The 7,320-nt window shown below is 40.6% G+C and carries 4 protein-coding genes; all 4 read left to right on the forward strand.

Annotated features, from left to right (window positions below):
• The first annotated feature begins 701 nt into the window (after positions 1-701).
• The 4 genes from thrS to rnr all read left to right on the forward strand — a co-directional run bounded on the left by thrS (position 702) and on the right by rnr (position 7,228).
• On the forward strand, positions 702-2,636 hold the full coding sequence (gene thrS / locus JMX89_RS12550; protein ID WP_201532545.1) for a threonine--tRNA ligase: 1,935 nt from the start codon (positions 702-704) through the stop codon (positions 2,634-2,636).
• Between the two features lie 23 nt (positions 2,637-2,659).
• Positions 2,660-3,163, forward strand: a complete 504-nt coding sequence (gene infC / locus JMX89_RS12555; protein WP_011281352.1) for a translation initiation factor IF-3 — start codon at positions 2,660-2,662, stop codon at positions 3,161-3,163.
• A 360-nt stretch (positions 3,164-3,523) separates the two neighbouring features.
• Positions 3,524-4,768, forward strand: coding sequence for a toxic anion resistance protein (locus JMX89_RS12560; RefSeq protein WP_201532544.1), 1,245 nt, complete (start codon positions 3,524-3,526; stop codon positions 4,766-4,768).
• Between the two features lie 147 nt (positions 4,769-4,915).
• Positions 4,916-7,228 carry a ribonuclease R gene (rnr, locus tag JMX89_RS12565; RefSeq protein ID WP_011514721.1) on the forward strand — a complete coding sequence of 771 codons (2,313 nt, stop codon included), beginning with the start codon at positions 4,916-4,918 and terminating at the stop codon, positions 7,226-7,228.
• Positions 7,229-7,320: the final 92 nt, after the last annotated feature.

Raw genomic sequence — 7,320 nt, forward strand, 5'->3', positions numbered from 1 at the left:
CTGGCTTATCCTATTTAGCGAGCTGACCATCATATCATGTTTTAATAGTCTGTCAACTTCTTTTCTTAATTTGTTTCAACTCGGTAATCTAAGTGATAAGTTGGTTAACTTATTGCCTAGCTTCCTTTGCTGTGGGGCGTATTATATAGATTCTGAGAAGGGTGTCAACTGCTTTATCAAAGGTTTTTAAACTAATTTAAGTAGGGTTTAAATAGTCGATATTTTTCAACTACTTAACATATTAATTATCTTTACTGTCATTAAATAATGTTGTAAATGCACCTTTAGTCATAAATAACCCTATTTAATTGCATTACCACTGCCTACTATCAATCTATTTTGAGTAGCTGCTTTATCGCTAAAAAGCCTTTTATTTGACTGTATTGATATTGGTATAGAAAGCACCTATATATAGAAACTTGTTAACGACCATATAGATGGCTATTCATAACTGCCCTTAGTCCCCATCTATCTAGTGTTAATAGACATTTTTTGCTATAATAGCTGACTTTATAATATTACTTAATGGCACTTCGTTTATTAAGACTTAGCTAAGAAGCTGCTGCTTTGAGCCTTGCCTTTAAGTAATACCATCTCTTACAACATATCATAGTAATTAGATATAATTGACGCAGTCTTACGGTTATATGATTGATGGTTGCAATCATCACTGCCAACGGACGCAAAAAGGTGAATAGATTATGGTAGCGATTACTTTACCCGATGGTAGCGTAAAAAACTTCGAAGGTAATACAACGGTCATGGAAGTGGCGCAAAGTATTGGGACAGGGCTTGCTAAAGCGACTGTCGCTGGACGTGTGGATGGTCAATTGGTAGATGCGCATGACCCTATCGCCCATGATGCCAAAGTTGAAATCGTTACACCAAAAGATGATGACGGTGTCGATATCATTCGCCATTCTTGTGCTCACCTATTAGGCCATGCCGTTAAGCAGTTATATCCTGATGTGAAAATGGTGATTGGTCCCATTATCGATGATGGTTTTTATTATGACATCTATAGCGAAACGCCTTTTACGCCTGAGCATATGGCAGCCATTGAAAAACGCATGATGGAGCTCATCAAGCAAGATTATGACGTTATCAAAAAAATAACGCCACGTGCTGAAGTCATTAGAATCTTTGAAGAACGTGGTGAAGAATATAAGCTTAAGCTGATTAATGATATGCCAGGCGAAGAAGCCTTTGGTCTATATCATCATCAAGAATATGTGGATATGTGCCGTGGTCCGCATGTACCAAACACCCGCTTCTTAAAAGTCTTTAAACTGACCAAAATGTCAGGTGCTTATTGGCGCGGTGATGCCAAAAATGAACAGCTTCAGCGTATTTATGGTACAGCATGGGCGGATAAAAAAGATTTAAAAGCCTACATCCAGCGTATTGAAGAAGCCGAAAAACGTGACCATCGTAAAATTGGTAAAGCGTTAAATCTATTCCATATGCAAGAGCAAGCGCCAGGTATGGTGTTTTGGCATGCCAATGGTTGGACGATTTATCAAGTACTTGAGCAATATATGCGTAAAGTGCAGCACGATAATGGTTATGAAGAGATTAAAACGCCGCAAATTGTCGATCGTAGCTTGTGGGAGCGTTCTGGACATTGGGGCAACTATGCGACCAATATGTTTACCACTTCGAGCGAAAATCGCGATTATGCGGTAAAACCAATGAACTGTCCTTGTCACGTGCAAGTCTTTAATCAAGGCTTAAAATCTTACCGTGACTTGCCATTACGTATGGCAGAGTTTGGTTCATGCCACCGAAACGAGCCATCAGGTTCGCTCCATGGTTTGATGCGGGTTCGCGGTTTTACTCAAGATGATGCTCATATCTTTTGTACACAGTCGCAGATTCAACAAGAAGTCGCTGATTTTATTAAGCTGACCCTTGCTGTTTACGAAGATTTTGGTTTTGATAATATCATTATGAAACTATCGACTCGTCCTGAAAAACGTGTCGGTAGCGATGAGTCTTGGGATTTTGCAGAAAAAGCATTAGCCGATGCATTGGATAGTTCCGGTCTTGATTGGGCTTATCTACCAGGTGAAGGTGCATTCTATGGTCCCAAGATTGAATTTAGTCTAAAAGATTCATTGGGTCGCGTATGGCAGTGCGGTACTATTCAGGTTGACCCGAACATGCCTGAGCGTCTTGATGCCGAATTCGTCAATGAGCAAAACGAGCGCGAAGTACCTATTATGTTGCACCGTGCCATCTTAGGTTCATTTGAGCGCTTTATCGGTATCTTGATTGAGAACTATGCCGGTTGGATGCCAGTATGGCTAGCGCCGCAACAAGTAGTAGTCATGAATATCACAGATAAACAGGCAGATGCGTGTGAAAATGTGGTCAATGAGTTGAAAAAATCAGGCTTGCGCGCCATTAGTGACTTGCGTAACGAAAAGATTGGATTTAAGATACGAGAGAAAACATTAGAACGTATTCCCTATATGCTAGTATTAGGGGATAAAGAAGTCGAATCAGGCAGCGTTAACGTTAGGACTCGCGAAGGCGAAAATCTGGGCGTGATGAGTGTCGCTGAATTTATCACATTAGTAGAAGCAGCTGTTGCCGAAAAAGGCCGACAGATCCCAAAAATAGATCAGGAGTAATACCTATTAAACAGTCAAACCGTTTGAACATTAATGAAGATATCAGTGCCAAAGAAGTCCGTCTGGTCAAAGAAGACGGTGAACAAATGGGCGTGGTCGATATCGACACCGCGATGAAAGCGGCACGTGAAGACAGTCTAGATTTAGTAGAGCTGGTTCCCGAAGCCAAACCGCCAGTATGTAAAATCATGGATTATAAACATTTCCTCTATGATCAGAAGCAAAAGGCGAAAGAAGCTAAAAAGAACCAAAAGCAGACTCAGCTAAAAGAGATGAAGCTACGTCCTAGCACTGAAGAAGCCGATTATCAGGTTAAATTGAGAAAAATCGTTAGCTTCTTAGAAGATCAGGATAAAGTTAAAATTAGCATCCGTTTCCGCGGACGTGAAATGGCCCACCAAGAAATTGGTCGCAAGCAACTTGATCGTATCATTGAAGATACGGCTGATATCTCAAACGTCGAACAGTATCCTAAGATGGAAGGTCGTCAAATGGGTATGCTGTTAGGACCTACTAAGAAGAAATAGACTTTTCAATCGTCTAGTCTTAGTAGTGGCTGTGTTTATATAGATATTCATGATTTCCCACCACCAATATGCTACGGCGTATTGGTGGTTTTTAGTATGTAGGGCTTAATAAGCATATTTATAGTTAATTATGACACTTGTACCTCTTTGACTATCTTTAACCTTAAATATATGAAGCCGACAGTGCTTTACAAAACCCATCTTCTCAACCTTTTCATTACACGGTAATCTAAAGACCTACTCTATCTTTATGAATCATAATTTCAATAAAAACAATTAAACTGATAAAAATAATCCATGCCTCGACTACAAATGTCGCTGATAAAAATATAACCTCTTTTAGATATCATAGGAAGCCTTATGCAAGAATTAACCCCACCTATTAACACCTCTACACCAACAATTACTCTAACCGCGCCAGAACCCGTTAAAGAGATACAAAAAAGTGAAGCAGATCAGATGGTCAAGTTAGATGACAGCGATATTCCAGAGCTTGATGCCAAAGTCGATGCTTTTGTCGATCATGTTATCAACAACTCTGTACACAGCTCTGAATTTCAACAAAACGTCCAATCTATTCATAATTTGGGTAATAAAGAAATCCGTGAATCGGCGCAAGTGTCTAACCGTATGTTAGAGCTACCCGCTAAGAGCCTGAATGACAGCTTATTTGATAACTCCCCTATTGCAAAATCATTGACGGAGCTGCGCGGTATCGTCGAAGATTTGGACCCCAGCAAAAAAGAGCTGACCAGCTCACGTAAGCTATTTGGCTTGATTCCATTTGGTAATAAAGTACAAGACTATTTCCGTCAGTATGAGTCAGCGCAATCTCATATTAATGCGGTAGTAACGAGCCTATATAATGGTAAAGATGAGCTGCTCAAAGATAATGCGATGATTGAGCAAGAAAAAATTAATATGTGGGAGCTGATGCAATCGATTCGCCAATATATCTATGTGGGTAAAAAAATCGATGAGCAGCTCGAGCAAAAAGTCTATGCGATAGAAGCGACTGACCCTGAGAAAGCACGTATTATTAAAGAAGAGATGCTGTTTTATGTCCGCCAAAAAAATACCGACTTTTTGACACAATTGGCGGTAAATGTTCAAGGTTATTTAGCATTGGATACTATCCGTAAAAACAATTTAGAGCTGATTAAAGGGGTAGATCGCGCCACTACTACCACTATCTCAGCCCTACGTACGGCAGTGGTTGTGGCACAAGCCATGACTAACCAAAAACTGGTACTTGACCAAATTACTGCTTTGAATAAAACGACCAGTAGCTTGATTGAATCAACTTCGGCAATGCTCAAGCGTCAATCACTTGAGATTCATGAGCAAGCGACCAGCAGCACTATTGAGCTTGATAAATTGCAAAATGCCTTCAATAATGTCTATGACACCATGGATATGATTAGCAATTATAAAATTGAAGCGCTTGAGAATATGAAGCAAACGGTCAATACCTTGACCACTGAGGTTGATAAAGCTCAAAAATACCTCGATAAATCTAATCAGACCACGGTATTAGAAGTGTCAAAAGAATTGAACATGGAAAAAATAACCAATAAATCAAATACGGTCGATATTGATATTTGATTTAGATAAGCATTCACTTTTAATAAAATTTGACCACTAACGACTACTCGCTATCAAATACAGATAAGACAATTGACCTAAGATATTGGGACGTTGTTCGTGTTAAGATAGTCATTATTAATAATTTAAAAATAGATACGGTAATTTATGAGTTGGAATGATCCAAACGCCTCAAGTGAGGCACAAAAATATGATAACCCGATTCCTAGTCGCGAGCTTATATTAAGCACGATTAATGAACACGGTGAAATCACCCATCAGCAATTGGCAAAAGCCTTTAATATTGCTGATCCTGATCAGTTTGACGCTTTGGGCAACCGCCTAAAAGCGATGACGCGTGATGGACAAGTCAATCGTGACGGTCGCCCTTATCGCTATCGTACGGTCACTCAGCACGACATTGTCACCGGTACAGTAACAGCCCATCCAAAGGGCTTTGGCTTTGTATTATTAAGTGATATGCCTGACCTATTCTTGCATGAAAAACAAATGCGTTGGGTCTTTAATGGCGATACAGTAGAAGCCGTTGGCACGTCAACAGACAACCGCGGTCGTACTGAAGGTCGTATCGTTGATGTCGTTGAGCGTCGTCAAAATCATTTTATTGGTACGCTGGCTCATGATGAAGACGGTTACTGCGTTGAGCTTGGTAGCCCAAATAACCATCAGCCGATTACCGTCACAGAAGACAATGTACAGGCTTTCAATGCTAAGCAAGGCTCGCCGGTAAAAGTTGATATTATTGATTGGCCAAATCAGCATGAATTTGCCACGGGCAAAATTACTGAAGTCTTATCTGATGACAATGATCGCGAACTGATCATTGAGACTACGTTACTTAATTATGATATTCCATCAGAGTTCAGTGAAGCGGCGCTCAATCAAGCAAATGATTATAAAGAGCCGACTGAAAAAGATCTAAAAGGTCGTGTCGATTTACGTGAGTTGCCATTAGTGACGATCGATGGTGAAGATGCTCGTGATTTTGATGATGCTGTGTTTGCAGAAAAGCGTTCTGGTGGTAATTATCGCGTCTTGGTAGCGATTGCGGATGTCAGTTATTATGTGACACCGAACTCGCCACTTGATCAAAATGCTTACGAGCGTGGTACGTCAGTATATTTCCCGCATCAAGTGATTCCTATGTTGCCTGAAGTACTGTCTAATGGTCTCTGTTCGCTGAACCCTAATCTTGATCGCCTCTGTATGGTTGCTGATATTAAGATATCACGTGCTGGTAAAATCACCAGTTATGAGTTTTATCCTGGCGTCATGCACTCGCAAGCGCGCTTGACTTATAATCAAGTAAACGCTTATCTTGAGAATCCAAAAGACAGTAGCGTTCCAAAATCGTTGACAGAGAATAAAGAGGTCAAAAAATCTGTCGATACCTTACATCAACTGTATGAGCTACTCCTCAAAAAGCGTGAAGAGCGTCATGCGATGGAGTTTGAGACCGTTGAAACTTACATTAAGTTCAATGAAAAAGGTGGTATCGAAGCCATCTTGCCTCGTACGCGCGGTGATGCGCAAAAGCTTATCGAAGAGTGCATGTTGCTTGCCAATACCTGTGCAGCAAACTTTGCACTAAAAAACGAGCTGCCTGTGTTATATCGTAATCATGATAAGCCTGATGGCGAAAAGTCGATGCGTATCCATGAATATGCCAAAAACTTTGGTCTAAGCTTCCCAGAAGAAAATCCTACTCAAGCGGATTATCAGCGTATCATTGAAGCGACTAAAGAGCGTCCTGACGCTATCAGTATTCATAGCATGCTGTTACGTTCGATGATGCAAGCAAACTATTCACCTGACAATATCGGTCACTTTGGTTTGGCTTACGACGAGTACAGCCATTTTACCTCGCCGATTCGTCGTTATCCTGATTTAATGTTACATCGTGCGATCAAGGCGAAAGTGACAAATGCCAAACAGCCTGTGATGGATTTTTCATTAGAAGGTGCTGGCATGCAAACCTCAGATACTGAGCGCCGTGCTGAAAAGGCTTCACGCTACGTAGAATCATGGCTCAAATGTCATTATATGAAAGATCATGTCGGCGAAGAGTTCGATGGTGTTGTAACTACCGTCACAAACTTTGGTTTATTTATTACTCTGACGGATTTGTATATCGATGGTTTGGTGCATATCTCAAACGTTGGTGACGATTTCTTTGTTTATGATGAGCAGCAGCAACAGCTTATCGGTAAAGATAGAGGCACAGTGTTTGGGCTGGGCGATTTGGTTAAAGTGAAAGTAGCTGGCGTTAATATGGATCTGCTACAAATTGACTTTGGTTTACAAGCAAAGCTGCAATCTAGTAAAATGAATCAAACTAAGAAAGATCATTCAAACTCTAGTCAGCCAAACCGCAGCTCCACAAGCAAAGATCAGCCAAAGAAATCACCTGCGAAGAGAAGCGGCAGTCGTGGTGGTAGAGGCAGTAGTAAAAAGAGCTAAACTAGCTTGAATCTATAATGTCTCGTCCTAAAATAGATTGATAGTTTTTGCTAAGCCAGATACCCTGAGTATCTGGCTTTTTTGTATTAAGC

The sequence above is a fragment of the Psychrobacter sp. DD43 genome (assembly GCF_904846555.1).
Taxonomy (GTDB): Bacteria; Pseudomonadota; Gammaproteobacteria; order Pseudomonadales; family Moraxellaceae; genus Psychrobacter; species Psychrobacter cryohalolentis.